The sequence below is a fragment of the Arthrobacter sp. B10-11 genome (assembly GCF_033142195.1).
Classification (GTDB): domain Bacteria; phylum Actinomycetota; class Actinomycetes; order Actinomycetales; family Micrococcaceae; genus Arthrobacter; species Arthrobacter oryzae_C.
In genome coordinates this window covers 884,069-909,460 of record NZ_JAWMTH010000002.1, presented here as the reverse complement: position 1 = coordinate 909,460, position 25,392 = coordinate 884,069, and the positions used below count along the sequence as shown (strand labels likewise).

General features: G+C 67.5%; 26 protein-coding genes and 1 pseudogene. 14 read left to right on the top strand and 13 right to left on the bottom strand.

Annotated features, from left to right (window positions below):
- Positions 1 to 172 precede the first annotated feature (172 nt).
- The 4 genes from RW112_RS09875 to RW112_RS09860 all read right to left on the bottom strand — a co-directional run bounded on the left by RW112_RS09875 (position 173) and on the right by RW112_RS09860 (position 4,157).
- Positions 173 to 1,255: an ATP-dependent DNA ligase gene (locus RW112_RS09875; RefSeq protein ID WP_317781564.1), complete on the bottom strand. Its 1,083-nt coding sequence runs from the start codon at positions 1,253 to 1,255 to the stop codon at positions 173 to 175.
- A gap of 63 nt (positions 1,256 to 1,318) precedes the next feature.
- Complete coding sequence (locus RW112_RS09870; protein WP_317781563.1) at positions 1,319 to 2,692, bottom strand: NAD(P)(+) transhydrogenase (Re/Si-specific) subunit beta; 1,374 nt, start codon at positions 2,690 to 2,692, stop codon at positions 1,319 to 1,321.
- Complete coding sequence (locus RW112_RS09865; protein WP_317781562.1) at positions 2,689 to 2,985, bottom strand: NAD(P) transhydrogenase subunit alpha; 297 nt, start codon at positions 2,983 to 2,985, stop codon at positions 2,689 to 2,691. The genes RW112_RS09870 and RW112_RS09865 overlap by 4 nt, the downstream gene beginning before the upstream one ends.
- The gene (locus RW112_RS09860; protein WP_317781561.1) at positions 2,985 to 4,157 is read right to left on the bottom strand and encodes a Re/Si-specific NAD(P)(+) transhydrogenase subunit alpha; all 1,173 of its coding nucleotides are present in this window, start codon (positions 4,155 to 4,157) and stop codon (positions 2,985 to 2,987) included. Before RW112_RS09860 ends, RW112_RS09865 begins: the two co-directional genes overlap by 1 nt.
- A gap of 135 nt (positions 4,158 to 4,292) precedes the next feature.
- Here RW112_RS09860 and RW112_RS09855 point away from each other — a divergent pair, with 135 nt between their 5' ends.
- The 3 genes and pseudogenes from RW112_RS09855 to RW112_RS20875 all read left to right on the top strand — a co-directional run.
- Complete coding sequence (locus RW112_RS09855; RefSeq protein ID WP_317781560.1) at positions 4,293 to 5,279, top strand: TIGR03885 family FMN-dependent LLM class oxidoreductase; 987 nt, start codon at positions 4,293 to 4,295, stop codon at positions 5,277 to 5,279.
- Positions 5,276 to 6,967, top strand: a complete 1,692-nt coding sequence (locus tag RW112_RS09850) for an alpha-amylase family protein (RefSeq protein ID WP_317781559.1) — start codon at positions 5,276 to 5,278, stop codon at positions 6,965 to 6,967. The genes RW112_RS09855 and RW112_RS09850 overlap by 4 nt, the downstream gene beginning before the upstream one ends.
- Positions 6,928 to 7,014: pseudogene (locus tag RW112_RS20875) on the top strand (hypothetical protein); the annotation flags it as partial. The gene RW112_RS09850 and the pseudogene RW112_RS20875, both read left to right, overlap by 40 nt.
- Positions 7,015 to 7,135: 121 nt before the next feature.
- On the opposite strand, the gene RW112_RS09845 reads toward RW112_RS20875, so the two are convergent.
- Positions 7,136 to 10,297: a glucan 1,4-alpha-glucosidase gene (locus tag RW112_RS09845; protein ID WP_317781558.1), complete on the bottom strand. Its 3,162-nt coding sequence runs from the start codon at positions 10,295 to 10,297 to the stop codon at positions 7,136 to 7,138.
- A 156-nt stretch (positions 10,298 to 10,453) separates the two neighbouring features.
- On the opposite strand from RW112_RS09845, the gene RW112_RS09840 reads away from it, so the two are divergent.
- Complete coding sequence (locus RW112_RS09840) at positions 10,454 to 11,704, top strand: ROK family transcriptional regulator (protein ID WP_317781557.1); 1,251 nt, start codon at positions 10,454 to 10,456, stop codon at positions 11,702 to 11,704.
- A 191-nt stretch (positions 11,705 to 11,895) separates the two neighbouring features.
- Positions 11,896 to 12,132, top strand: a complete 237-nt coding sequence (locus RW112_RS09835; RefSeq protein ID WP_305942854.1) for a hypothetical protein — start codon at positions 11,896 to 11,898, stop codon at positions 12,130 to 12,132.
- 5 nt (positions 12,133 to 12,137) lie between these two features.
- On the opposite strand, the gene RW112_RS09830 is transcribed toward RW112_RS09835, so the two are convergent.
- The 3 genes from RW112_RS09830 to RW112_RS09820 are packed head-to-tail and all read right to left on the bottom strand — an operon-like array spanning position 12,138 to position 13,829.
- Positions 12,138 to 12,425 (bottom strand): MoaD/ThiS family protein, encoded by a 288-nt coding sequence (locus RW112_RS09830; protein ID WP_317781556.1) that lies wholly within the window; start codon positions 12,423 to 12,425, stop codon positions 12,138 to 12,140.
- Between the two features lie 9 nt (positions 12,426 to 12,434).
- A complete protein-coding gene (locus tag RW112_RS09825) occupies positions 12,435 to 13,568 on the bottom strand; it encodes an exo-alpha-sialidase (RefSeq protein WP_317781555.1) in 1,134 nt (377 codons plus the stop codon).
- A 60-nt stretch (positions 13,569 to 13,628) separates the two neighbouring features.
- Positions 13,629 to 13,829 carry a hypothetical protein gene (locus tag RW112_RS09820; RefSeq protein WP_011693915.1) on the bottom strand — a complete coding sequence of 67 codons (201 nt, stop codon included), beginning with the start codon at positions 13,827 to 13,829 and terminating at the stop codon, positions 13,629 to 13,631.
- 136 nt (positions 13,830 to 13,965) lie between these two features.
- On the opposite strand from RW112_RS09820, the gene RW112_RS09815 reads away from it, so the two are divergent.
- The 6 genes from RW112_RS09815 (at position 13,966) to RW112_RS09790 (ending at position 19,682) form a co-directional block, all read left to right on the top strand.
- Positions 13,966 to 14,472, top strand: coding sequence for a universal stress protein (locus RW112_RS09815; RefSeq protein ID WP_317781554.1), 507 nt, complete (start codon positions 13,966 to 13,968; stop codon positions 14,470 to 14,472).
- Positions 14,469 to 15,002 (top strand): DinB family protein, encoded by a 534-nt coding sequence (locus RW112_RS09810; protein ID WP_317781553.1) that lies wholly within the window; start codon positions 14,469 to 14,471, stop codon positions 15,000 to 15,002. Before RW112_RS09815 ends, RW112_RS09810 begins: the two co-directional genes overlap by 4 nt.
- A gap of 219 nt (positions 15,003 to 15,221) precedes the next feature.
- Positions 15,222 to 16,415: an MFS transporter gene (locus RW112_RS09805; protein ID WP_317781552.1), complete on the top strand. Its 1,194-nt coding sequence runs from the start codon at positions 15,222 to 15,224 to the stop codon at positions 16,413 to 16,415.
- A gap of 41 nt (positions 16,416 to 16,456) precedes the next feature.
- Positions 16,457 to 16,804, top strand: a complete 348-nt coding sequence (locus tag RW112_RS09800) for a metal-sensitive transcriptional regulator (protein WP_317781551.1) — start codon at positions 16,457 to 16,459, stop codon at positions 16,802 to 16,804.
- A 94-nt stretch (positions 16,805 to 16,898) separates the two neighbouring features.
- Positions 16,899 to 17,129: a heavy-metal-associated domain-containing protein gene (locus RW112_RS09795; protein ID WP_305942864.1), complete on the top strand. Its 231-nt coding sequence runs from the start codon at positions 16,899 to 16,901 to the stop codon at positions 17,127 to 17,129.
- 120 nt (positions 17,130 to 17,249) lie between these two features.
- Complete coding sequence (locus RW112_RS09790) at positions 17,250 to 19,682, top strand: heavy metal translocating P-type ATPase (protein ID WP_411709890.1); 2,433 nt, start codon at positions 17,250 to 17,252, stop codon at positions 19,680 to 19,682.
- 29 nt (positions 19,683 to 19,711) lie between these two features.
- Here the strand turns inward: RW112_RS09790 and RW112_RS09785 are convergent, their stop codons facing one another.
- Entirely contained in the window at positions 19,712 to 19,984 is a 273-nt protein-coding gene (locus RW112_RS09785) for a DUF2277 domain-containing protein (RefSeq protein WP_309967734.1), read from the bottom strand.
- A gap of 231 nt (positions 19,985 to 20,215) precedes the next feature.
- Between RW112_RS09785 and RW112_RS09780 the strand changes: the two genes are divergently transcribed.
- Positions 20,216 to 20,479 carry a hypothetical protein gene (locus RW112_RS09780; protein ID WP_305942867.1) on the top strand — a complete coding sequence of 88 codons (264 nt, stop codon included), beginning with the start codon at positions 20,216 to 20,218 and terminating at the stop codon, positions 20,477 to 20,479.
- 126 nt (positions 20,480 to 20,605) lie between these two features.
- Here the strand turns inward: RW112_RS09780 and RW112_RS09775 are convergent, their stop codons facing one another.
- The gene (locus RW112_RS09775) at positions 20,606 to 21,550 is read right to left on the bottom strand and encodes a DMT family transporter (RefSeq protein WP_317781605.1); all 945 of its coding nucleotides are present in this window, start codon (positions 21,548 to 21,550) and stop codon (positions 20,606 to 20,608) included.
- Positions 21,551 to 21,723: 173 nt separating this feature from the next.
- Between RW112_RS09775 and RW112_RS09770 the strand changes: the two genes are divergently transcribed.
- Positions 21,724 to 22,266, top strand: coding sequence for a CGNR zinc finger domain-containing protein (locus RW112_RS09770; RefSeq protein WP_317781549.1), 543 nt, complete (start codon positions 21,724 to 21,726; stop codon positions 22,264 to 22,266).
- A gap of 27 nt (positions 22,267 to 22,293) precedes the next feature.
- Here the strand turns inward: RW112_RS09770 and RW112_RS09765 are convergent, their stop codons facing one another.
- The 3 genes from RW112_RS09765 to RW112_RS09755 form a co-directional block, all read right to left on the bottom strand.
- On the bottom strand, positions 22,294 to 22,686 hold the full coding sequence (locus RW112_RS09765; protein WP_317781548.1) for a hypothetical protein: 393 nt from the start codon (positions 22,684 to 22,686) through the stop codon (positions 22,294 to 22,296).
- Positions 22,687 to 22,768: 82 nt separating this feature from the next.
- Entirely contained in the window at positions 22,769 to 23,365 is a 597-nt protein-coding gene (locus RW112_RS09760; protein ID WP_317781547.1) for a hypothetical protein, read from the bottom strand.
- Between the two features lie 86 nt (positions 23,366 to 23,451).
- On the bottom strand, positions 23,452 to 24,804 hold the full coding sequence (locus tag RW112_RS09755) for an MATE family efflux transporter (RefSeq protein WP_317781546.1): 1,353 nt from the start codon (positions 24,802 to 24,804) through the stop codon (positions 23,452 to 23,454).
- A 153-nt stretch (positions 24,805 to 24,957) separates the two neighbouring features.
- Between RW112_RS09755 and RW112_RS09750 the strand changes: the two genes are divergently transcribed.
- Complete coding sequence (locus tag RW112_RS09750; RefSeq protein WP_317781545.1) at positions 24,958 to 25,392, top strand: DoxX family protein; 435 nt, start codon at positions 24,958 to 24,960, stop codon at positions 25,390 to 25,392.

Below are 25,392 nucleotides of genomic sequence, written 5' to 3'. Positions count from 1 at the left end.
CACGTGGCGCAGGAACTCAACGGCCGCCCACGCAAAACGCTCGGCTGGAAAACTCCAGCCGAGCGTTTACGTGATTTACTACTAACCACCTAACCAGCAGGTGTTGCAACGACCCCTAGAAACCGCCCCGGGGGCGGGCCGCCGGTGTTTAACCTGGAGGCTCAAACAAAGGTCAGGTGGCCAGGACCTCGGCCAGGTTGTACTTGACCGGCTCTTCCAGCTGGTCGTAGGTGCAGGATTCCGGGTCCCGGTCCGGGCGCCAGCGGACAAACTGGGCGGTGTGGCGGAACCGTTCGCCTTCCATGTGGTCGTACTTCACTTCCAGCACACGCTCGGGGCGGAGCGGGACGAAGGACAAGTCCTTGCCGGCGCTCCAGCGGCTGCCTTCGGCCTTCCGCGGCGTCCGGCTGCCCTCCTCCTGCTTGGCCCATGCCCAGGGGTGGCCGTCGAAGTCCGTCACCAGCGGCTGGAGTTCCTGGAAAAGTTCCTTGCGGCGCTGCATCGGGAAGGCCCCCACGACGCCCACGCTGGCCAGCCCGCCGTCGCCGTCATAGAGCCCCAGCAGGAGCGAACCGATCCGGTCCGGACCGCTGGTGTGCACGCGGTAGCCGGCCAGGACGCAGTCGGCCGTGCGCTCGTGCTTGACCTTGAGCATCACGCGCTTGTCCGGCTGGTAGGTGCCGTCCAGGGCCTTGGCCACGATCCCGTCGAGCCCGGCTCCTTCGAACTGGTGGAACCACTGCTGCGCGGTGGCGTTGTCCAGGGTCGCAGCGGTCAGGTGGACGGGCGCGGAGCTCCCGGCGAGGGCCTTCTCCAGCATGCTGCGCCGCTCGGTGAACGGCCGCCCGGTAAGGTCCTCGTTGCCCAGGGCCAGCAGGTCGAAAGCCACGAACTTCGCCGGCGTCTGCGCCGCGAGGAGCTTCACCCGGCTGGCCGCCGGATGGATCCGCTGCTGGAGGGCATCGAAGTCCAGCCGGTCGCCGGAGGCGCCCACCAGGACGATTTCGCCGTCGATCACGCACCGCGGCGGCAGGTTCGCCTTCAAGGCCTCCACGAGTTCCGGGAAGTAGCGGGTCATGGGCTTGCCGTTGCGGCTGCCGATCTCCACCTCGTCGCCATCCCGGAAGATGATGGACCGGAAGCCGTCCCACTTGGGTTCAAAGCTCCATTTCGGGCCGGATTCCGGGAGGTCGGGCAGGCCGCTGACGGCTTTGGCGAGCATGGGTGCGATCGGAGGCATCACCGGCAGTTGCATAACGCCCATTCTTGCCCGGCACCGGGCTTCGCACCACCCCCTCGGCGGCCCGGTGTGCGGCGGCTACAGCGCCTTGACCGCCCCCAGGACCTTGGTCAGCGAGTCCTTCGCGTCACCGAACAGCAGGGTGGTCTGCGGTTCGTATAGCAATTCGTTCTCGATGCCTGCGAAGCCGGGGCGCATGGACCGCTTGAGGAACACCACCTGCCGGGCGTCGGCCACTTCCAGGATGGGCATCCCGTAGATGGGCGATCCGGACGAGGTCTTGGCGGCGGGGTTGACCACGTCATTGGCGCCAACCACCAGGGCGACGTCCGCGGTCTTGAAGTCCGCATTGATCTCGGTCATTTCCCGGAGCTCCTCGTACGGAACGTTGGCTTCGGCAAGGAGCACGTTCATGTGCCCGGGCATCCGGCCCGCCACGGGATGGATGGCGAAGTCCACCTGGATTCCCCGGAGCTGCAGTGCCTTGGCCAGTTCCGCGGCGGTGTGCTGGCCCTGGGCCACGGCCAGGCCGTAGCCGGGAACAATGATCACGCGCTGCGCGTAGCCCAGCAGCACGGCGACGTCCTCCGCGCTGGAGGAGCGCACCGGGCGGTCACTGACCGCGGTGGAGCCCGCCGTCGAACCTCCCCTGAAAGCTCCGAACAGGATGCCCGCCACGCTGCGGCCCATGGCGGCAGCCATGGCCCGGGTCAGGATGGTACCCGAGGCTCCCACCAGGGTGCCGGCCACAAGCAGCAGTACATTGCCCAGCACCAGCCCCGAGGCCGCGACTGCCAGGCCCGTGAAGGCGTTCAGCAGCGAGATGACGATCGGCACGTCCGCGCCGCCCACGGGCAGCACCAGGAAGATGCCCGCGCCGAGCCCCAGGACCAGCAGCACCAATGCCAGCGGCAGCGAGCCGGTCAGGACGACGGCGACACCGGCGCCCAGCGCGGCCAGCAGCACCGCCGCCATGACCACGGGCAGTCCGGGGAACACCACCGGACGGGTGGTCATGAGCTCCTGCAGCTTGGCGAAGGTCACGGCGGAACCGGCGAAGGACACCGCACCCACCAGCAGGGTGAACGCGATGGCCAGACGGACCCAGGCTTCCGCCGTGTGCCCCAGTTCGAGGAGTGCCACGAGCGCAGCGGCACCGCCGCCCACGCCGTTGAACGCGGCGACGAGCTGCGGCATCTGGGTCATCTTGACGCGCCGGGCCACGGGGGCGGCAACCGCCGAACCCACGGCAATCGCGCCGAGGATCCAGGGAATGTTTTCCAGCCGGGCCGAGAGGAACACGGTGGCCACGCCCAGCACGGCGCCCGCGGCGCCCACGAGGTTGCCCCGGCGGGCGGTGCGGGGCGAGTTCAGGCCCATGAGCGCCAGGATGAACAACACGGCTGCCACCAGGTAGAGGAGGCCCGTCCAGGTGGGGTCCAGGATGCTCATTGCGGACCCTTCCCGTCCCTGCGCCCGCGGAACATCTCCAGCATGCGGTCGGTCACCACGAATCCGCCCACGAGGTTGGCGGTGGCCAGCACGACGGCGAGCAGGGCGACGCCGAGGACCCACGGGTCCGCGGCCTGGCCGGCCACGATGATGGCACCCACCAGGATGATGCCGTGGATGGCGTTGGCCCCGGACATCAGCGGTGTGTGCAGGGTGCTGGACACCTTCGAGACCACTTCGAAGCCCACGAAAACCGCCAGCACGGTAATCGTGAGCAGGCTGATGCCGTCCATCAGGCCACCCCCTCGTTGTCGAACTTCCGGTTCGCTACTGCCAGGGCGTCCGCCGTGGGCGCATGCCGCACCACGCCGTCGTGCGTCAGGCACGTGCCGGCCACCACTTCGTCGCCGAAGTCGAGGGCCAGGGTTCCGTCCCGGACCATCAGGGCCAGCAGGTTGGCCACGTTCTTGGCATACAGCCGGGACGCGTCCGCCGGCATGGCAGAGGCGGCGTCCTTCATACCCACCAGGGTCACGGTGCCCTGGCCGTCGGCGGTCTCCACCGCGATGTCCTGCCCGGGAACCGATCCCTCCACATTGCCGCCGGACTCCGCGGCAAGATCCACCACCACGGAGCCGGGGCGCATCCCCTGCACCATCTCCCGGCTCACCAGGAGCGGGGCCCGCCTGCCGGGGACAGCCGCCGTCGTAATCAGCACGTCCGCCTGGGCAACGTGCGGCGCCAGAAGCTGCCGCTGCAGGGCGCCGCGGTCGGCGCTTAATTCCCGCGCATAGCCGCCGGAGGCCTCGGCCGTCTCCAGGTCCAGCTTGATGAAGGTCCCGCCCATCGAGGCAACCTCGTCCGCCGAAGCGGGCCGGATGTCGTTCGCGGAGACCCGGGCGCCCAGCCGCTTTGCCGTTCCGATGGCCTGCAGCCCCGCCACGCCGACGCCGAGCACCAGGACTCGTGCCGGAGGGATGGTTCCGGCCGCTGTCATGAACAGCGGGAAAAAGCGGGGCAGGCGGATGGCCGCTTCCAGCACGCAGCGGTAGCCTGCCACGAGGGCCTGGGAGGACAGGGCGTCCATCGACTGGGCCCGGGAAATCCGGGGCACCAGTTCGAGTGCGAAGGAGGTTACACCGGCGGAGGCCAGCGCCTGTACAGCGGGCAGTTCGGACGACGGCGATGCGAGGCCAACGGTCACGGCACCGCGGCGCAGTGCCGCCGCCGTCGCCGGTTCCAGCGGGCGCACATGGGCGAGGACATCGAGTGAACCGGGATCCAGTTCGGGGACGATCCGCGCGCCGGCGCGGACGTAGGAGTCGTCACTGTGGCCGGCCGCGGTTCCCGCCCCGGATTGGACCAGGACCTCAAGCCCCAGGCCGATCAGCTGCTGCACCGTCTCCGGCGTCGCGGCAACGCGCCGCTCGCCCTCGCGGTGTTCCCGCACAATGCCTAACTCCACCCCGCCACTCCCTTTCCAGCGTCATCGCTGTCCGGTGTCCCGCTGTCCCGGGTCGGTATGGCTAGAGTCTATGCAGAATCCGTGTCCGCGCGTGCTTTCCTCGACACGCGCACTCCCCGCCGGTAGACATTAACGATGGCAACTATCGGATTTCACGCATCGCATGAACAGATCAGCCCGGGCCAACTGCTCCAGGACGTCCAATTAGCAGAGCAAGCGGGATTCGACGCCGCCATGTGCTCGGACCACATCGAGCCGTGGTCCGCGCGGCAGGGCCACTCCGGCTTCGCCTGGTCCTGGCTGGGGGCAGCACTGGCCACCACCTCGCTCCGCTTTGGCGTGGTCACGGCGCCGGGCCAGCGCTACCACCCGGCCATCATCGCGCACGCCTCGGCCACGCTGGCGGACATGTTCCCCGGACGGTTCTGGATGGCTCCGGGCAGCGGAGAGAACATGAATGAACACATCACGGGCGATGCGTGGCCAGCCAAGGAAACCCGCCAGCAGCGACTGGAGGAGTGCGTGGACGTCATCCGACGCCTGCACAGCGGCGAGGAGGTGACCCACCACGGCCTGGTCACGGTGGAACAGGCACGGCTGTGGGATGTCCCGGAGACCAAACCGCCGCTGATCGCCCCTGCCATCAGCGTGCAGACCGCACGGCGGGCAGCGGACTGGGCGGACGGCCTGGTCACCGTCAACCAGCCCCACGCAAAGCTGAAGGAAATGCTCGCCGCCTACCGGGACAACGGCGGCCGGGGCAAGGCAGTGCTCCAGATCCACCTGTCCTGGGCGCCGCGGGAGGAAGACGCGGTTTCGGTTGCCCTGGACCAGTGGCGGTCCAACGTCTTCGCGCCGCCCATCCCTTGGGACCTGCCCACTGCAGCCCACTTCGACGGCGTCAGCACCGACGTCGGCGAGGACCAGGTCCGCAGGGCCGTCAACATTTCCGCCAGCCTGGACCAGCACGCCACGTGGCTGCAGGAATACGCGGACCTGGGCTTCGATGAGCTGTACCTGCACTTCGTGGGCCAGGAGCAGAAACCCTTCATCGAGGCGTTCGCAGAACACGTCCTCCCCCGGCTCCGGGCCGGCAGCGCTTCCCGTGAGGTGACGGCATGAGGATCGCGGAAACATCCGACCTGTGGTGGAAGAACGCCGTGGTCTATTGCCTGGACCCGGAAACCTTTTTCGACGACGACGGCGACGGCACCGGGGATTTCGGCGGCCTGATCCAGCGCGTGGATTACCTGGCGGCGCTGGGGGTCACGTGCATCTGGCTCATGCCGTTCTACCCGTCCCCGGACCGGGATGACGGCTACGACATCACTGACATGTACGGTGTGGACCCGCGCCTGGGCACCCTGGGCGACGTGGTGGAGTTCATCCGGACCGCGAAGGACCGGGGAATGCGGGTGATCGCGGACTTCGTCATCAACCACACCTCGGACAAGCACCCCTGGTTCAAGGAGTCCCGGAAATCCGTGGACAACCCGTACCGGGACTACTACGTCTGGCGGAAGGACACTCCCCCGGACACGTCGGAACAGGTGGTGTTTCCCGGCGAGGAAACGTCCATCTGGACCCAGGACAAGGCCACCGGCGAGTGGTACCTGCACATGTTCGCCAAGCACCAGCCGGACCTGAACGTTGCCAACCCGAAGGTCCGGGACGAGATCGCCAAGTCCATGGGCTTCTGGCTGCAGATGGGCCTGGACGGGTTCCGGCTGGACGCCGTGCCGTTCTTCCTGGAGCTGCAGGGCGTGTCCAAGGAGGACGCGGGGAAGATCGATCCGCACGACTACCTGGCGGCCCTGCGCAGCTTCCTCAACCGGCGCAACGGGAGCGCTGTGCTCCTGGGCGAGGTCAACCTTCCCTACAAGGACCAGGTGAAGTACTTCGGCGGGCCGGACGGCAACGAGCTGAACATGCAGTTCGACTTCCTGAGCATGCAGAACCTGTACCTTTCCCTGGCCAGGGAGGATGCGCGTCCGCTGGCCAAGACCCTGACCGGCAGGCCGGCCATCCACCCGGACAACCAGTGGGCCATGTTCGTGCGCAACCACGATGAGCTGACGCTGGACAAGCTCACCGATGAGGAGCGGGCCGAAGTCTTCGCCGCCTTCGGGGCGGATCCGGACATGCAGATGTATGGACGCGGACTCCGGCGCCGCCTGCCCCCGATGCTCGACGGCGATCCCGCCCGGCTCCGCATGGTCTACTCGCTGATGTTTTCCCTCCCCGGAACGCCGGTCCTGTTCTATGGCGAGGAAATCGGCATGGGTGAGGACCTGCGCGCCGAGGGCCGGTCGGCGGTTCGGTCCCCCATGCAGTGGAACGACACCGACAACGGCGGATTCTCCACCGCGCCCGCGGACAAGCTGGTGGCGCAGGTGGTTGACGGCTACTTCGGGCCCAAGAACATCAACGCCGCGCAGGCCGTCCGGGACCCTGACTCACTGTGGAATTTCATCGCCACTCTCATCCGGCGCTACCGGGAAAGCCCGGAACTCAGCTGGGGCGACTTCGAGCTCATCAAGCAGGCCAATCCCGGGGTGCTCCTGCACAGCTGCACCCGTGCCGGTTCCACGCTGGTCCTGGCCCACAACATGGCCGCGCAGCCGGCCTCCGTCACTGCAAGGGTTTCGTCGCCGGAAGATCCCAAGGAGACGTTCGGCGGCGCCATCCTGCTGGACCTGCTAGACGGCGAAAACATCGCCCTGGCAGACGACGGCGGCTTCGAACTGGAGCTGGAGCGCTACGGCTACCGCTGGTTCAGGATCCAGCGTCCCGCCGACAGGCGGATATAGCGCAGGCGGATCGGACACAGGCGGATCTGACGCAGACGGATCTGACGCAGACGGATCTGACGCAGGCGGATATAGCGCAGGCGGATCTGACGCAGCAAAGCACGACGCCGGCGGCCCCGTTTCCGGGAAACGCCGGCGGCGTGTTTCCAGTTGCGGCGGTGACGGCTGCTAGGGCGTCAATCCCACCATCGGGACCACCACGGGCGATCCTGCGCGCCAGTCGAGGACGGTGGCCTGGCTCTGGCCGTCGCCCACGATCACGTCCAGGGCATTCGGATCCCTGGTGTCGGTGTCACGGGAGTCCAGGCCGCCGTCGAAGACTCCGGCGCCGCCGCCGAAGCGCCATTCCTTGATCCATGACGGATCGCCGGCTGCCCAGTAATCGCCGTCGTACACCGGACGGACGTTGCCGATCCCTTCGCCTGCCTCGGCGTTCCCGAACATCGCGACGGACATCCGGGCAGTAGCCGGATCAAGGCTGCCCAGTGCCGCTTTGGGCACACGGGTGACAATTTGCCGCGCCTCAGGGACAGCCAGCAGGCTCACGGCGGAGGTCCGCGTGCCGTCGGGCGAGAAGACACCGGCGCCGTCGAAGCGGCCGTCCGTGACGATGACCGCGTCCCAGGCGTGTTCAACATTGATGTTGGTGCCGGGCAGGCCTGGAGCAGGGCCGCCGGTGCCGGTGCCCAGGTAGATGTTCACGCGCTGGTGCGAGATGCCCTGGCCGCCCCAGGGGTTGGTGACCTCCCCGGCGATGGTGGTGATAAACGCGTAGTCCTCGCCGGCGTCGTACACCTCCACTCCGGTGAGGTCGAAGGCGCCGGGCACATAGGCCGGGTTGGTGGGGTAGGTGTAGCTGCCGGGACCGTTGTCGTCACCGCCCGGATCCGCGAGGGCTCCGAGGCGGGTGCCGTAGTAGAGCACGGTGGTTTCTTCCTGGGCGGTGCCTCCGTCAGCGGCCACGCCCGCGACGACGATCTTGTTTTTCGCCCCGGTCAGCGGAACATCGAGCGAGAAGGACCCGACGCCGTCCGCACCGGCCGTGACCGGCGCCTCGGTGACCGCGCCGTTCACGGAAACATACACCGTGGAAGCGTTCGTAGTGCCGGCGACAGTGGTGGTGGCGGCGTCCGCGGTGGACAGGGCAGCAGGGCTCGTCAGGTCCAGCTCCGGTGTGGAGACGGTGGCGCCGGAGGCATAGCGGGCAGCCACGTTGGCCGGCGTTTCCACCGGGGAACCGTTGTTCACGCCGGCCGCGAGCCGCACGTACTGGGCCATCGCCCAGGACAGCGGCGAGGCGGAGCCGGTGCTGCGTCCCAGTTCGTGGCCGTAGGAGGTGGGCTCTTCCGAGTCCCAGACCTGCTCCGGGATCATGAACCCGGCGTTGGCTGCCGAATGCATGGTCTGCAGGTACGGCAGTGCGTCCTCGCCGTTGGCCAGCGCGTACTCGCCGCGCTCACCGCTCAGCAAAGGCCAGAGCCGCCCGATCCCGGTGCCGTCCCACGGCGAGCCGTCCGCTTTTTCGCCATAGCCGTCGTAGGTGTAGCGGTGCCACATGCGGCCGCCGGGGGTCTCCTGGGAGATGGAGGCGTCCGTTTCAGCCAGCGAATCCGCCACAAACGGGTCGTCAGGAGCCTTGACGCCCAGGCGCACCAATTCGAGGAAGCCTGCGTCCAGCACTGCGTTCTCCGGATGCTGGCCGGCGCCGTTGCCCCAGTCACGGGACGCGCCGTCGTTCGGGTTGCCGCTCGCGCTGATACGGAGGTAGTAGCTGCCGTCGCCCACGGGACCGTTGGTGGTGAACATCCACTTCTCCGTGCTTCGCTGCCACTCGTCGGCCGTGGCGCGGTAGATCGCGGCTGACGCGGCGTCGTGGTTCTTCTCGGCGATGTCCGCAGCGGCGGCAAGCGCGGCGATCTGGGAGGCGAGAGTCGACGTCGAGTACCCGCCGGTCTCCTCCCAGCGCTCCTGGGGCGTCTTGGCACCGGCCGCCACGAGGTAGTCCGCGGCCGGTTTGAGTTCCTTGCGGTAGAAACCGCCGTCCGTGCGGCCCACCTGGTTGGCAAGCAGGATGGGGAAGGCCGTTTCGTCCAGCTGGATGCCGTTCTGGCCGATTGTTCCGTCCACCTTCGAGGTCTGCGGGAAATGTCCGTCCGGCTGCTGCTGGTACTCGAAGAGCCAGTCGACGCCGCGGCGGGCGGCCTGGGTGTCACCGGCGGCCAGGAGAGCCGTGACCGACTGGTACATGTCGCGGGCCCACACCGCGTGGTAGCCCTCACGGTGCGTTTCCGCGCTGGCAACCTGGCCCCACGGGATGGTCAGGGAAGCGATGAAGGCACCGGGGTAGGTCTTGTCCTCATGCGATTTCACGGTCATGAGCGAAACGTCATACTGCGTCCGGAGCCCGCCTTCCAGTCGGCCGGAGGGTTCGTTGAGCGAATCGAGGTACTTCCGCCATTCGCCGGTGTACTTCTGGGCAACCTTCGCGTAGCCGCTCTTGAGGCTGGCCGTGGCCGTGGCCAGCGCCTCCGCGGTATCGGCGCCGAAGCCCATGGCCAGTGAGAACTCCGTGCGACCGCCGGGAGTCAGCGGAATCTGCCCCGTCTGGGAGATATTGCCGGGGCCTGCGGCCGGATGTGCGCCGTCCAGCGTGCCGTCGGACGCGAGGTCCGTCCAGCCGTCGCTGCTGCCCACATAGCCGTTGCCCATGGCCGTGAAGCCGGCAGACGAGACCAAGGCTGTGGCCACCGGTGTGGCGGCATCTTCCAGGTCGGAGGCCAGCAGCGCGCCATCGGCAATGCTGGCAGTGTCCCCGCCCGAGGTCCCTGCCAGGGACGGATCGGAGAGCACGAACAGCTGGTAGTCGCCGCCGTCGAGGACTTCGAAGGTGACACCGAGCATGACGGTGGATCGGGCAGGGTCCGTGACGTACGTCTTGGTCAGCCGCCAGCGGCCCGCGTCGTCGGTGGTGATCTGCCGGTAGCTGAGGGCCTTGGGGTCGGCCAGCTCAACGGTGCGGCTGGCCTGGTCGCTTTCGCGCTGTGCCGTGGTGCCGTCGCTGACGGCGAACTGCAGTTCACGGGTGTTAGGCGTGTCGGCGCGGGGATAGTAGACCTCGCTCATGGTCCCCTCGGTCAGGGTGTACCAGACCTTTGACGCCGTGCCGAGGGCCGTGCCTACGCCCTCTTTGTCGCCCTTGGTCCAGGTGGCGGCTGATCCCGGTGCGCCCGGCGCATCAGCGGCTTCTGCGACGGCGGGGGTCAGGCCCAGGGCCGAGACCGCCACTGCCAGTACGGTTGCCGCGCAGGCAGATTTGAGGCGTTGCTTCATTGCTCTCCTCGAAGGTGGGTTGAGTGATGGCCAAGCCCGGACTCCCACGTCTGTCGGTCCAACTTGAGCCTGATGGGTATTTATTAGAGACTCTAATAAACCACTGCCAGTTAGTATGTGAGCTGGATGATTGCCACGTCAAGGGGGTGCTGGAAGATGTCCGAGCGACGCACCGCCGCCACAACACCCGTCCTGCGCCGCATCACGGCGGAGGCTGTGCTGAGCGCCCTGGTCACCTCAGGCGAACTCAACGCCAACGACCTCATCACCGCCACCGGCCTGTCCAGGCCGACAGTCCACTCGGTGTGTGACGAATTGATCGCCCTCGGCTGGGTGGTGGAGACCGGCGGGGCCGGGGGTACGCCAGGGGGTCCTCGGGCAGATGCCGCACCGGGTCCTGTCCGTTCCGGACGGCCGTCGCGCCGGTACTCCCTCAACGCCGGGGCAGGATTCGTGGCAGGCGTGGACCTGGGCGCCACCAAGGTCACGTGCTGCCTGGCCGACCTCAAGGGCCGGATCGTCGCGGAACGCACCGAGGCCTGGCGGGACGAACACGTGGGCGCGCCCGAGCGTCTCCGGATCACCCGGAAGCTGCTGCAGGAGCTGCTGCCGAAGGCCGGGATCGATCCCCGCAACGTGCTGTCCTGCGGCATGGCAGTACCTGCCCCTGTCACGTCGGACGGGCATGCCGTGGCCCTGGAGTCCTACCTGCCGGGAATGGCAGCCCTGGACCTGCGCGAATCCCTTCAGCCGGACTTCAGCTGGCCGGTGCTGGCGGAAAACGATGCGAACCTGGCCGTGCTGGCGGAGCGTTGGCTGGGGGTCGCCCAAAATGTGGACAACGTGATAGTCCTGCTGGCGGGCGAACGCCTGGGAGCAGGGATCTGCCTGGGCGGCCGGCTGATCCGCGGGGGCGGTGCCGCAGGCGAGATGCGGTTCCTGGAACTCGTGGAGGGCGTCGGCAACACGGACGCGGTGGGCGGGATGTGCCGCGAACTCGGAGCCGTCGCCGCAGCGGAAATCATTGCGGGCGAACGGGACGAAGCCCCCGGCGGCAGCGCCCTGGTGGCATTGTCCGGAGGGAACCCCGGCAGCATGACCGCCGAAATTGTGGTCGATGCGGCCCGGCGAGGGGACCCGGCCGCCGTCGAAGTCATCGCGGTGGTGATGGAGCGCACTGCCCGCGCTGCCGCCGTCGTAAGCACGCTCCTGGACCCGGAACTCCTGGTGCTGGCCGGCGGACCTGCGGGCGCCGGGGACGTCCTGCTTCCTGCCCTCGAACAAGAGCTGAGCCGGCTCGACTCCGCCCGGCCAAGGCTGGCGGCTTCCACGCTTGGCGACCACTCAGCCCTGACGGGTGCCGTCCGCCTCGCCCTGGACCACGCCTTCGAGGTTTTGCTGGACTGACACCGGACGAGCCGCTGGCGGCCACGGGTCCGGGGGACAGCCCGGTGGCCCGGGGGGCCGGAAACAGCGCGGGCGCGGAAAACTAACGCGGCCATTACCGGCATGAAACGCAGCGGCAACAATGGCGCCGGACACTGGATGTGCCGGCAATTGCAGGCACATCCACAAGCTCCGGCTCAGGAGGCCCCGCCATGTTGAAGGAAGCCAAAGCACATGTAACCCGCGTTCGCGCCCTGGACCAGCTGCACCGCGGCGACGAGATTGAAGCCCGCCTCTCGGTGGGGCCCAGCTATGACGATGTAGTGATCCGCCGGGGTCGCGTGCAGGAAACTGCGCCGGGCATCGGTGTGGTGTGGATCATGGATCGCCTGACCGGGATGCGCAAGGCGATCAATTCGGACGAGTGCAGCATTTGGCGAGTAGCCTGAGCCCTTCAGCCGCCGGCCACGGACTGGATGATCACCACTTCCTGCCCGGCAGCCACCTCAGTTTCCAGTCCCTGCAAGCGCCGGACCTCGTCCCCGTTGACGTAAATATTCACGTAGCGGCGGAGGGCACCGGTTTCATCCCTCAACCGCCTCGCAAGCACGGGATAGTCCCCGGACAGCGAGTCCAGCAAGAACCCCACAGTCACGGCGCCGTCGGCGGGTGTAGTCAGTATGGACTGCCCGCCGGCGAGCGGCTGGAGGACGCTGGGCAGCACCACGCTGATGTCAGCCACAACGGACCCTCAAGCGGGTACCGGAGCGCCCGGCACCAGAGCCGTGGACACCACGGCGGCGCGGACACACAGGACGTCCGGCAGATGTGAGGCCACTTCGGTGAAGTGCTCACCCTCGTCCGGGCTGGCGTAGACCGAGCCACCGCGCGTTCCGAAGTACACCCCGGCCGGTTCTGCGGAATCCACCGAGGCAGCGTCACGGAGCACCGCGTTGTATTCGCCCTGCGGCAGCCCGGAGTCCAGGCGTTTCCAGGTCTTCCCGGCATCGTCCGTCCGGTGCACGGCGAGCTTCCCGTCGGGCGGGATGCGTTCGCCGTCGGCCTTCAGCGGAATCACCCATGCGGTGCCCGCCCGCCGTGGATGGGTCAGCATGACAAAGCCGAAATCGGCCGGGAGGCCCTCCGCTATTGATTCCCAGTTCTCGCCGTTGTCGTCCGTGCGGTACACACCGTGGTGGTTTTGGGCGTAGAGGCGGCCCTCGACGGCGGAATCAGCCGCAATCTTGTGCACGCACTGGCCGAATTCCGGGTTGGGATCCGGCATGAAGTACGCCGAGATGCCCTTGTTCCGGGGTTCCCAGGAGGTGCCGCCGTCGAGCGAGCGGTAAACGCCGCCGGTGCTCATGGCGACGTGCACGTTGTCCCCGGACGGATTGACGACGATCGAGTGCGCGGCCGCTCCGCCGTACCCGGCGCCCCACTCGCTGCGGTGCGGATGGTCCCAGAGCCCGCGGTTCAGTTCGAAGTGTTCGCCGCCGTCAGTGGATTTCCAGACGGAGATGGGTTCGGCCCCGGCCCAGACCACGCCCGGGCGGGATTCGGCGTCGGGGTAGATCTGCCAAATGCGTTCCACGGCGGCGTCGGTGCCCTCCGGGAACGTGATGGCGCCCTGTTCCGGCTCGGTCCAGGTCGCCCCGAGGTCGTCCGAATGTGCAACGGTGGGTCCCCAGTGCTCGGAGCGGACACCCACCATGATCCGGGTTCGCCCGTTGCGGGTGTCGATGCCGATGCTGGGGACTTCGCTCATCAGGAAATGGGGGCCGGACAGGGACCATGACTGCCGGTCCTGGCTGGTCGCCAGCCATAGCCCTTTTTTGGTTCCGATCGCTAGGACATAACTCTCTTCGGTGGCCATGCACCCCATGCAACCACTCCGGCGCGGAGGCCGCAATGGTTTTGGCACGGCATTGTTGGCCGCGAAAAGTCAGTCCACGAATTCAGACTGGGTCTCGATAAAGTCCCAGTCCGCGTTCGTGAGGACCCCTGTGGCGGTGTCCGGGTGCGGGCCGCCGGCCTCGGCAATCCCCTGCAGCACGAACAACGGCAATTCATCTGCACGCAGGTTTTCGCGCAGCCATTCCTTGCTGGCCAGATCCAGATCAAGCCACCACATGTAGATTTCCACCGCGGACCACCTCTCCCTATGCCTCAACGTTATTCCGGGGGGAGGGGGTGTACAAGGGCCCAACGGCCGTGGCCGTGGCCGTGGCCGTGGCCGTGGCCGCACTGTTCAAGACCTGCAGGGGGGACCACAATGAAGTATGTCTCCTGAACGCTTCAGCGGCCCCCCTCCCCTGGTGGTCGGCGTGCTGCCGGGCCAGCACCCCGAGGTGCTGCAGTCGGCCACCGGCCTCGCGGAGAAGATGGGCGCTCCCCTGCTGTGCGCCTATGTGGACGAGGCAAGCTACCTGGTCGAGTGGGACCCCGCGCGGTCAGCGCACCGGATGTCCCTCCACCCGGACAAGGACGACGCCGACGTCCGCGCCGTCAGCGAAGAACTCCGCGGCACGGTGGGGGCCGCCTGCGCCGGAAGACCGGTCGAGTGGACGCTGCGCATCCTCTCCGGAGACCCGGCACGCGCCCTGGGACGGGTGGCGGCGGAGGCCAACGCCCCCATGATCATCGTGGGAACACCCGAACGCGGACTGGGGCACCGCATTTCGGCGGCCCTCAACGGCTCCGTGGCCGCATGGCTGACCCACCACCAGGACCGTCCCGTCCTGGTGGTCCCGGCCCGCATGGGCGCCCACCGGGACACACCGGAGTGAGCACGGCTCCGGGCACCATTCAGCACGGTTACGAGCGCAACTGCAGGGAACTCGAGCGATGGCTGGCCGCGGCGTCCGACGCGGACCTCCGCCGCCGGAGCGACGGCACCCGCTGGACCAATGAGGAACTGCTGTTCCACATGGTTTTCGGCTACATGGTGGTGCAGGCCCTGCTGCCCCTGGTCCGCATTTTCGGAGTGCTGCCGGCGCCTTTCAGCCGGGCGTTTGCCCGGATCCTCAACGCGGGAACAGCACCGTTCGACGTCGTCAATTACCTGGGTTCCAAGGCTGCGGCCCGGTATTTCAACCGCAGGAGGATGGCGGCGAAGCTCCGGCGGGTCACGCGCTCCCTCGAGCGGCGGATGGGACACGAGAGGGCCCGGGCTATGGCCCGGGGAATGTCCTTTCCCGACCGCTGGGACCCGTTCTTCACCCCGTGGATGTCCTTGGCGGATGTCTATGCCTACCCAATTCAGCACTTCGACTTCCACGCCACCCAACTCAGCCTCGGCCAAGGCACGGGGACGTGAAGGGCACGCTGGAAAAGGGTCAACAAAGAGGGACGAAAGACCCTGTAAAAGTAAAGCGAAAGTAGTTATTCGAGGTGGTGGCGTTCCCCGCAACCGCCACGTAAGCTGGAATCCGCAGGAAGATGTTGGACCTGCCCCATAAGCTGCTCCGGAGTGCGTATCCCCCAATAACGCACTCCGGAGCTTTTTAATGTCCAACCACCTGCCAGGAGCCGTCCCATGACCACAGCGCCAAGCCATATACCCACAGCGACACCCGCCGTCACCGCACCGCTCTACGCTGCCGGCTTTGTCACAGCTTTCGGCGCGCACAGCATCGCCGCCGGAATGGGCGCCCACAGCGGAGATATCGGGCTGAGCCTGCTCAACCTGGGCATCCTTCTGGCCGTTTATGACGTGGCGGAGGTGGTGCTGAAACCCGTATTCGGAGCACTGAGTGACCGCATCGGCACCAAGCCCGTGGTGGTTGCGGGGCTCTTCGCTTTTGCCCTGATGTCGCTGATCGGGCTGTGGGGCGCAAACCCCCTGATGCTCGGCCTCGCACGGATCGGCCAGGGTGCGGCCGCCTCGGCATTTTCGCCGGCCTCCTCGGCGATGGTGGCGCGGCTCGCCGGACGCAGCGCAGGCACGTATTTCGGCCGCTATGGTTCGTGGAAGAGCCTGGGCTACGTTGCGGGGCCGCTGATCGGGGCCGCGCTGATCTTCCTGGGCGGCTTCACCTTCCTCTTTGCCGCCCTGGCCATCCTCGCAGCGGCCACCGGAGTGTGGGCGATGGTGGCGCTGCCTCGACTGGACCCTTTGCCCAGGCCCCGGTACACACTGTTGGACCTTGCCCGCCAAGCCACTCACCGCAGTTTCCTCGTCCCGACTCTTGTTCTGGCAGCCGCCACCGGAGCCCTGGGCACTGCCATCGGCTTCCTCCCCGCGCTGGCCACCCGGCACGGCCTGGATCCGGTGGCGGCCGTGGCCGCCGTCAGCCTGCTGGCATTGGCTTCCGCTGCTACCCAGCCCTGGATCGGCCGGCTTCGCGATCAGGGCCGGCTGCACGACGGTCCCGGCATGACCGCCGGGCTGCTGCTGACGGCGGCAGGGATCGCCGGCGTGGCCGTGTCCCCCGGTCCGGTCACCATCTTCGCCGCCGCGGCAGCCATCGGCGTAGGGATCGGCACCGCCACGCCGCTGGGCTTTGCGCATCTCGCGGCAACCACACCGGCGGAGCGGCTGGGCCGGACCATGGGATCAGCCGAGCTGGGAAGGGAGCTTGGGGATGCCGGCGGCCCGCTTCTGGTGGGTGCCATAGCCACAGCTACCGCCCTGCCCCTGGGACTGGGAGTTCTGGCCGCCGCCGTGGCCGCCACCTCGCTGCTCGGCATCGGCAGCAGCCTGGGAAGCAACCAAAATGATACCCCCTAGGGGTACTTGTTTTATACCCCTCAGGGGTATATGTTGTGAGCATGGAATCGTCAGAAAACGCCGCCCCCCGGACCGCGGATGCCGAAACCGCCCCCCAGCATGGCTATACCTCCAACAAGGAGGCATACCTGCTGCGGCTCAAGCGCATTGAAGGCCAGGTGCGGGGCATCGCCCGGATGGTGGATGAGGACAAGTACTGCATCGACATCCTCACCCAGGTTGCCGCCGTAAACAAAGCCCTTCACGCCGTCAGCCTGGGACTCGTCGAGGAGCACATCGGCCATTGCGTCGTCGGTGCCGCCTCGGAACCCGACCCCGCACTCCGCGCGGAAGCCATCGATTTCAAGGTCAAGGAGGCCACCGATGCCATCGGGCGCCTGCTGCGGTAACGGAAACCCCGGCCACCACACCCTCCGGATGATCCAACCGGACCAATCCGCCACTACGGCACCATCGGCAACGCCGAAGAATAGGAGCACCACCATGAGCCCCGTATCCACCACCGTGAACGTGTCCGGCATGACCTGCGGACACTGCGTGTCCTCCGTCAGCGAAGAACTCGAGGCCCTGGAAGGCGTGGAAGCGGTCGACGTCGACTTGAACGCAGGCGGCATTTCCACGGTGACCATCACGTCCGACAAGGCGCTCTCCCGCTCCGAAATCGGTGAAGCCGTGGCGGAGGCGGGCTACCTGGTGGTGGCCAACGAAGCCTGAGCGCCGCCGCCCCACCTGCACCCCCAGCGAAACCGAAACTGACATCGAGGACACTCCGTGAGTAACGAGCAACTGTTGCACCAGCCGGGAACCCGGGTGATTGAACTCGACATCGAAGGCATGACCTGCGCGTCCTGCCTGGGCCGGGTGGAACGCAAACTCGGCAAGCTCGAGGGCGTGGAGGCTTCGGTGAACCTCCCGCTTGAGTCAGCCCAGGTCACAGTCCCGGCGGGAATCACCGACGAACAAATCACGGCCACCGTCGAAGCCGCCGGCTACAAAGCGAGGGTCCGTCCGCCGCGCTATCCAAGTCGCGTGGCCGGCCGCGAAACCGATGCGCTCGGCGTGCTCGCTCGTCCCTCGCTTGGACGCACGCTGCCGCGCACCGATTCCGCGCCCGCTGAGCTTGCGGACGCCCCGGAGATCAAACCTGTCGAAGCCTTCGGCACGGGTGAGCCGGCTACCGGCGTCGGCGGTGCCGGCATGCGGAAGCGTGCGTCTAAGGGAGGAACGACCGAGCACGCGGAGCATGGCGGACCGACGGCGCATGGCGCCGCGGGCACGTTACGCCCGCGACTCATCCTCGCAGCCATCCTGACCGTCCCCGTGTTCGCAATTTCGATGCTGCCGGCGTTCCAGTTCGCCAACTGGGGCTGGGTGGCGGGGATTCTGGCTTTGCCGGTGGTCACTTGGGCGGCCTGGCCGTTCCACCGTGCCGCCGGCATCAACGCCCGGCACTTCGCCTCCACCATGGACACCCTTGTTTCCATCGGTGTCATAGCCGCCTTCTTGTTCTCGGCCTGGCAGTTGCTGGTCGATCCCCGCATGACCGAACATCCCGGCATGGAGATGGGCACGGGCGGCCTCTACTTCGAGGTGGCCGCCGTGGTCACCACCTTCCTGCTCTTGGGCCGCTACCTGGAAGCCAATGCGAAGCAAAAAGCCGGTGACGCCCTGAAGGCGCTGCTGAATCTAGGGGCGAAGGACGCCACGGTACTGGCCGACGGCGCCGAGCTCAGGATTCCGGCTGAGCAGCTGGCCGTGGGCGACGTCATGGTGGTCCGCCCCGGCGAGAAGATCGCCACGGACGGCGTGGTGATCGAGGGGGCCTCTGCCGTGGACACCTCCCTGGTCACGGGTGAATCGGTGCCGGTCGAGGTGGGTCCGGACAGCCCGGTCACAGGCGCCACCATCAACACCTCCGGCCGCCTGCTGGTCCGCGCCACCCGGGTGGGCTCCGAAACCACGCTGGCCCAGATGGCCCGCCTTGTTTCGCAGGCGCAGACCGGGAAGGCTCCCATCGCCCGCCTGGCGGACCGCATCAGCGCGGTGTTCGTTCCGATTGTGCTTGTCATTGCTGTCCTCACCTTTGCCGCATGGCTGCTGCTTGCGGGTCCCGCCGTCACCGACGCCGAACTGCGCGCCGCCTTCACTGCCGCAGTGGCGGTCCTTGTCATTGCCTGCCCGTGCGCCCTGGGCCTGGCCACACCAGTTGGCCTCCTCACCGGCACGGGCCGCGGCGCCCAGCTGGGAATTCTCATCAAAGGTCCGCAGGTGCTTGAGGACACCCGCACCGTGGACACCATCCTGCTGGACAAGACCGGGACGGTGACCACCGGCCACCTTGCCGTGGACGACACACTGGCCTTCCGCGCCCGCGGCGCCGCGGACGTGCTGCGCCTTGCCGGGGCGGTCGAGGCCGCTTCCGAGCACCCCATCGCCCATGCCATTGCGGCTGCTGCGCTGTCCGCAGAGCGCCGGAACGACGACGGCGGCCGGCTACCCGCCGTCGACCAGTTCAGGTCCGCGCCGGGCGGCGGCGTTTCCGGCCGCGTGGGCGCCCGGCTGGTCATCGCCGGCCGGACGGGCTGGCTGCAGGAAAACGGCATACCGGTCACACCGGAACAGCAGGAGGCATTGCAGGCCGCCGAGGAATCCGGTGCCACCGCGATCTGGGTTGCCGTGGACGGCGAACCGGCGGGCATTGTCTCCCTGCGCGACACCATCAAACCGGGCTCGGCTGAGGCGATTTCGCAGCTGAAGCACCTGGGCCTCCGGCCGATCCTGCTGACCGGAGACAACGCCGCAGTAGCCGCGCAGGTGGCCGCCGCCGTCGGAATCGCTCCGGAGGACGTGTTCGCGGGAGTGCTGCCGGAAGGCAAGGTCGAGGCCGTGCGGAAGCTGCAGGCCGCAGGCGCCACGGTGGCCATGGCCGGCGACGGCGTCAATGACGCGGCTGCCCTTGCGCAGGCCGATCTTGGCATCGCCATGGGGTCCGGCACGGACGTGGCCATCGAAGCCGCCGACCTGACCGTAATGGGCAACGACCTGGCGCAGGTGGCTCAAGCCATCGAGTTGTCCCGGCGCACGCTGGCCACCATCAAGACCAACCTGTTCTGGGCCTTCTTCTACAACGCCGTGGGCATCCCCGTGGCGGCGCTGGGCTTGCTGAACCCCATGATCGCCGGAGCTGCCATGGCCGCGAGTTCAGTGCTCGTGGTGGCCAACTCGCTTCGGCTCCGCAATTTCGGCAGGCCCTCCGCCGGCAGGTAGCGGGCCCGGCGCCCCCTCACACATATCGTCTAGGCGGCGCCGAAGCGGACGGCAGACCTGGCACGCGCCTTGGCGGCTTCCTCGTCCCGGTCCTTGGCCGGGGCGTGCGTCACCAGCGAATCGAGCAGGTGCTGGGTGGCATGGGCGATCTCGTGCACAGCGCGGTTGAACGCTTCCTCGTTCGCCTTGGATGGCTTGGTGCTGCCGCTGATTTTGCGCACGTACTGCAGCGCAGCGGCTTCCACCTCGGCCGACGTGGCGTGGGGCTCGAAATTATGCAGGGTCCGGATGTTGCGGCACATATTCCCATGCTAGGCTCTGGACCGCCTGGGATCGAGGCCCGCAGCCCGTTTTGCCGACGCATGGCCCGTAAGCTGCGCTGCTGCACGGAAGGCGCAGCGGTGCATGGGGAGCGGTGCCCATCGACAGTGGTTTGGGGCGCGGGATAGTTTCTAGGTAATGGATCTTCCGGATGAGCCGGGGGCCGCTGGGGAGCCGATCGGATCGGGTCCGTTGACTGAAGGAGATAACTAATGGCTATTTGGGGTGCAGACATTGCCCAGCTCAAGGCGCTGGGAAGCAAGCTTCAGGCAGGTTCGTCCGAAATTGAGAAGGCGAAGTCGCAGCTGACGAAGGCTCTGGACAGCACTGACTGGAAGGGCCCGGACGCGGAGAAGTTCCGCAGCGAATGGTCCGGTTCGCACGTCACGAACCTGACCAAGGTGGCACAGGCGCTGGAACAGGCCGGCAAGCAGGCAACCAAGAACGCTGCCCAGCAGGAAGAGGCTTCCCGCTAGGAACGCCCCTCCCGCCAGGGACGGGTTCCGAGGAACTCCCGGATGTACCCGGATGCCCCGGACGCAACAATGCGTCCGGGGCATCCGCCTTTAACGGGTCTCATGGACGGCGGGGTGGTGGGCCGCTCAGGGGACGGGTTCGACGTCGTTCGCGTGGTCCAGCGGCGCAGGCACCGGCGCCGCGGGGTCGCCCGTGCCGCGAAGCTCATCGATGCGGACCAGGACCACGCCGCCCACAATCAGCACGCCGCCGAGCAGCTGGATGGGGCCGGGCAATTCACCGAGCAGGAGCCATGCCCAGATAACGGCGAAGAGCACCTCGGTAAGCGATACAAACGACGCCACCTTCGACCCCAGGGCCCGGGCAGCCACAATGCCCGAAACGTAAGCGAGGACGGTGGCCAGGACAATCAGTCCGCCCAGCGAAACCCACCACGGCGTGACCCACGGCCCGAGCTTGGTGTCCGCCGTGCTGAACGCCATGGGCAGCAGGCCGGTGGCTGCGGCCAGCCACATCACCGCCGCGCCGACCAGCAGTCCGCCGGACGCCAGGACGATCGGCGGAAGGGTGTCATTTTCCTTGGCCGTGATGAAGAAGTAGATCGCCAGGCAGACCGCTGCGGCGATGCCCCACAGGACACCGACGAAATCAATCGTGACCGCACCCGTCAGGTCCAGAACCAGGACGAGCCCGCCCAGTGAAAGCAGCGTTCCGGCAATGGTGAGCGCCTTGGGACGCCGGCGGCTTGCTGCCCACAGCCACAGGACGATGATCACCGGCGCCAGGTACTCGAGGAGCAACGCAACGCCCACGGAAAGGCGTTCGACGGCGTTGAAGTAGAAGAGCTGGCAGGCCGCCACGCCGATCAGTCCGAACAGCAGGATGGTCAGCCAGTTGTCCTTCAGCTGGTGCCAGCGGCCGCGCAAGGCCGGGACAGCGGGGATGGCGAGGATGATGGCAGCACCGGTCAGGCGGGCTGTCACTGCCGCACCCGGGGTCCAGCCGGTTTCGAGCAGTGACTTGGCAAACGATCCGGAGAGGCCGAAGACGGCCGAGGAAAACAGTGCCACGCCGAGCCCGGAGGCAAGGAAGCCGCCGGGCCGGTGCGTTGCACCGGAGCGGGAAACGGCGCCCTGGACGGACGCTTCGGCGCGTTTGCTTACGGCAGGCACGGCTGCCTCCTGTCAGGAGTAAAGTGAGGTAATGGTCATGACATTACGCCGGGAACCTGTAAGGAGTCAAGATGGTTTTTGCCCCTGACACTGAAGTGGCGCTCCGCACCGTGGTGGCGCTGATCAATAGCGCGGCCAACGGTGAGGAGCATCTCGCCACGATCGATGCCCTGGACCGCTTCCTCCAGGCGGAAGGTTTCTCCGGCGCGAGGACCCGGGATGCGGCGGAGCTGGCCAGCGTCCACAAGCTGCGGAGCCAGCTCGCGGGGCTTTGGACCATGGAGGAGGACGCGGCCGTGGAAACGGTAAACCGCCTGCTCCGGGAAGCAAACGCGCTTCCGCAGCTGATCAAGCACGATGAATGGGACTGGCACCTGCACGCCACCACCCGGGAGGCGCCGCTTGCGGACAGGATGGGCACCGAGGCCGCGATGGCACTGGTGGATGTGATCCGCAGCAAGGAGATGGACCGGATGCTGGTGTGCGCTGCGGAGGATTGCGATGCCGTGGTGCTGGACCTCAGCCGGAACCGGTCCAAGCGGTATTGCGATACCGGAAACTGCGCCAACAGGGCGCATGTGGCGGCCTACCGCGCCCGGAAGGCCGCTTCATAGCGGGAGGCGAATCTGGCGGGAGCGGACCTAGCGGGTGTCGCTGCCGGGCGAGGAATCCGTCGCGCCGGGAGCCTGGACGTCCGGTGCCTGGGGGCCGCCGGCCTGGGCGCCAGGCCGTGCGGAATAGCCGCCATGTCCGGCGGACTTCTTGGAACTCAGGTTGACGCCGGAACCTTTGCCGAGGTGGTCGGCATTGTCTTTGTGGCTCATCGAAAGCATCGCGGCAATCACCAGCGTCACGATGAACGCAATGCCCGCTCCCGTGAACGCGAGGTCGAAACGGGGCGCCCGGGCACTACCGCCGGAGGCGAAAATCAGCACAGCGACGAAGGCAAGGACAGCCCAGAATGCCGAGAACATGAGGGGTCCCTTGACCGAGGTCCGCAGATTGCGCGGTTCTCCTGGTTTCTGGTGTGCCAAGGTGTTTCCTCCCGTGCAGCGCGGCCGGAGCCCCGCCGCTTAAGTCAAGCGTTTGTTCTACACGAAGTAGAACCGTTCGCTACTAGTTTACGGCCTCGCTGGAAACCGACCGCGCATCGTGCCGCAGGGTCAAGGCCGCCAGAATCCAGAGGACGCCGGAAATGATGGCTCCGCCGCCGGCAACGCCGAGCAGGGCATGCGCTCCGAGGCTGATGAAGAACGGCAGAGCCACGGCAGTCCCCACCCCTATCACCCCGGAGGCCAGCCAGTCACGGGCCAGGACGCTGCGGCCGCGGTACCGGAAGCCGAGGTAGAGTTCCGCCGCCCCCAGCACGCCCAGGCCAAGGGCCCCCAGGACACCGAAGACAAGTTCGCTGCCCAGGAATGCCACGGCCACACCGGCTCCGGTCAGGACGGCGCCGGCGGCTGCCATGACCTTGCCTGCCGGTTGCCCGCCCGCGAGACCGAACTTCCCGAGTCCTCGGAGCAGCGTCACGCCGATGGCCAGCAGGTAAAGCCCGGCCGCCCACCCCATTTCGGACGCCGAGGGCGACGCCCAGAACACCGTCACCGCGCCGAAGGCGAGGGCAACGACGGCCCGGGTGAGCACCGGCTTCCACAGGTCCGCGGCGGGAGCCGTGAGGGAAGCGGGATCGGCAGGAGATGCGGGGAGGGTCACGGGTCCAGTTTAGTGCGCCGCGGAATCCACGCGAACCGGGGGAAGCCGGCCCCTGCCGGCGACAGGCAGGACCGTTCGGAGTCCGCCTAGGGCGAACCGACAACCATCCAGGTGTCCATCCTGGCCCGCAGGCCCAGCGTCACCGCCCGGGCGGACATATAGCCCACCGAAAAAGCCGCCCACAGCCACGCGAGTCCTGCGGCCCCCTCGACGTCGGAGAGCCGGACGGCCGCCAGCAGCGGCAGGTATACCGCAAGGTTCACGACGCCGGCAATCGCCAGGTACTTGGCATCGCCGGCCCCGATCAGGACGCCGTCCAGCACAAATACATAGCCGGCCACAGGCTGGCCGGCGGCGAGCACCCACAGGGCGAGCATCAGCGCCGACTGGACGCCGGCGTCGGACGTAAACAACGCACCGGCCCAAGGGGCCGCAGCAGCAAGCAACACTCCGGTGACCACGCCGAATCCCGTACCCCAGCGGATCATTGTCCGGGTCAGTTCGCGTACGACGGCGGGGTTCGCTGCCCCCAGTTCCTTGCCGATCAGGGCCTGGGCGGCGATCGCCAGGGCATCCAGCGCGAAGGCCAGGAAGGTGAAGATGGTCATGGCCAGCTGGTGGGCAGCCAGGTTGACGGGTCCCTGCGCCGTGACCACCAGCACTGTTGCGAGGATCGCAATGCGCAGGCTCAGTGTGCGCAGCATGAGCCAGGACCCCACCTTGGTCATGGCACGCACTCCCCGCCAGTCGGGCCGGAGGCGCACTCCATGGTCGCGTGCATTGCGCCGCAGGATCACCAGGTACACCAGGGCCATGCCCCACTGGGCAATGCTGGTGCCCACGGCGGAACCGGTCACCGACCAGCCCAGGCCGTAGACCAACCCCAGGTTGAGGAGGATGTTCAGGGCGAATCCCGCCGTGGCCACCGCCAGCGGTGTGCGGGTGTCCTGGAGGCCCCGCAGCACGCCGGTTCCGGCAAAAATCAGCAGCATGGCCACGAGCCCGGGCATGGACCAGCGGAGGTAGTCGACCGCAAACTGGCGGACGTCGCCAGTGGCACCCATCAGGTCGACAAGAAACTCGGCACCCGCGAACCCCGCCACCGCGATCAACAGGCCCAGGACGAGTGCCAGCCAGACGCCGTCCCGGCCGGCCGCAAGGGCCTTGGGAAGCTTTCCCTCGCCAATGGCCCTGGCAACCGCCGGGGTGGTGGAATACGCCAGGAACACCATCAAGCCCACGGCCGTATGAAGCACCGCCGATGCCAGTCCCACGCCGGCCAGCTGGGACACGCCGAGGTGTCCGACGATCGCCGAGTCCGCCAGCAGGAACAGTGGCTCTGCGATGAGGGCGCCGAACGCCGGGACGGCAAGGCGGAGGATTTCCCGGGCGTTCCGGCCGGCGGGGACGGCCCGGGGAGCAGTACGTGATTCAGGCACGTGATTCAGCCTAGCCCGAGATTCCCGTCACAGGCCGACCTATTTAGTTGACTCTTCAAGTAATCATTGGCACAGTTAACTATTGAAGCTACAACGGCGCCCCTCGGGGGGCGCGCGGCCACATGTCCCCGATTCCCGAAACGGTAGAACTCCATGAACCAGTCCACCCTGACCACCACAGCACTCACCATCCTGCGCGTCATCGCGGGCTTCCTCTTCGCAGCCCACGGCTGGCAGAAATTCAACGAGTGGACCATCGCCGGCACCCAGGCTGCTTTCGCAAAAATGGGCGTTCCCGCCGCCGAACTGGCAGCCCCCGCCGTAGCCACCCTCGAGCTTGTTGGCGGCATTGCCCTGATCCTGGGCGTACTGACGCGCGTTTTCGCGGCGCTCCTCGCCCTTGACATGCTCGGCGCCCTCTTCCTGGTCCACGCACCCGCCGGCGTTTTTGCCGCGACGGGCGGTTACGAGCTGGTGCTGCTGCTGGCAGCGGGAGCCCTGGCCATTGCCCTGACCGGCGCCGGCAAAGTGGCAGTGGACCGGGCGCTGTTCGGCCGCAACAACTCAAAGCTAAGCGTCCTCGCCTAA

Coding starts and splice junctions, on each gene's coding strand:
- RW112_RS09875 (WP_317781564.1), bottom strand. CDS start 1,255: ATGCAACTGCCGGTGATGCCTCCGATCGCACCCATGCTCGCCAAAGCC.
- RW112_RS09870 (WP_317781563.1), bottom strand. CDS start 2,692: ATGAGCATCCTGGACCCCACCTGGACGGGCCTCCTCTACCTGGTGGCA.
- RW112_RS09865 (WP_317781562.1), bottom strand. CDS start 2,985: ATGGACGGCATCAGCCTGCTCACGATTACCGTGCTGGCGGTTTTCGTG.
- RW112_RS09855 (WP_317781560.1), top strand. CDS start 4,293: ATGGCAACTATCGGATTTCACGCATCGCATGAACAGATCAGCCCGGGC.
- RW112_RS09850 (WP_317781559.1), top strand. CDS start 5,276: ATGAGGATCGCGGAAACATCCGACCTGTGGTGGAAGAACGCCGTGGTC.
- RW112_RS09845 (WP_317781558.1), bottom strand. CDS start 10,297: ATGAAGCAACGCCTCAAATCTGCCTGCGCGGCAACCGTACTGGCAGTG.
- RW112_RS09840 (WP_317781557.1), top strand. CDS start 10,454: ATGTCCGAGCGACGCACCGCCGCCACAACACCCGTCCTGCGCCGCATC.
- RW112_RS09835 (WP_305942854.1), top strand. CDS start 11,896: ATGTTGAAGGAAGCCAAAGCACATGTAACCCGCGTTCGCGCCCTGGAC.
- RW112_RS09825 (WP_317781555.1), bottom strand. CDS start 13,568: ATGGGGTGCATGGCCACCGAAGAGAGTTATGTCCTAGCGATCGGAACC.
- RW112_RS09815 (WP_317781554.1), top strand. CDS start 13,966: ATGTCTCCTGAACGCTTCAGCGGCCCCCCTCCCCTGGTGGTCGGCGTG.
- RW112_RS09805 (WP_317781552.1), top strand. CDS start 15,222: ATGACCACAGCGCCAAGCCATATACCCACAGCGACACCCGCCGTCACC.
- RW112_RS09800 (WP_317781551.1), top strand. CDS start 16,457: ATGGAATCGTCAGAAAACGCCGCCCCCCGGACCGCGGATGCCGAAACC.
- RW112_RS09795 (WP_305942864.1), top strand. CDS start 16,899: ATGAGCCCCGTATCCACCACCGTGAACGTGTCCGGCATGACCTGCGGA.
- RW112_RS09790 (WP_411709890.1), top strand. CDS start 17,250: ATGACCTGCGCGTCCTGCCTGGGCCGGGTGGAACGCAAACTCGGCAAG.
- RW112_RS09785 (WP_309967734.1), bottom strand. CDS start 19,984: ATGTGCCGCAACATCCGGACCCTGCATAATTTCGAGCCCCACGCCACG.
- RW112_RS09780 (WP_305942867.1), top strand. CDS start 20,216: ATGGCTATTTGGGGTGCAGACATTGCCCAGCTCAAGGCGCTGGGAAGC.
- RW112_RS09770 (WP_317781549.1), top strand. CDS start 21,724: ATGGTTTTTGCCCCTGACACTGAAGTGGCGCTCCGCACCGTGGTGGCG.
- RW112_RS09750 (WP_317781545.1), top strand. CDS start 24,958: ATGAACCAGTCCACCCTGACCACCACAGCACTCACCATCCTGCGCGTC.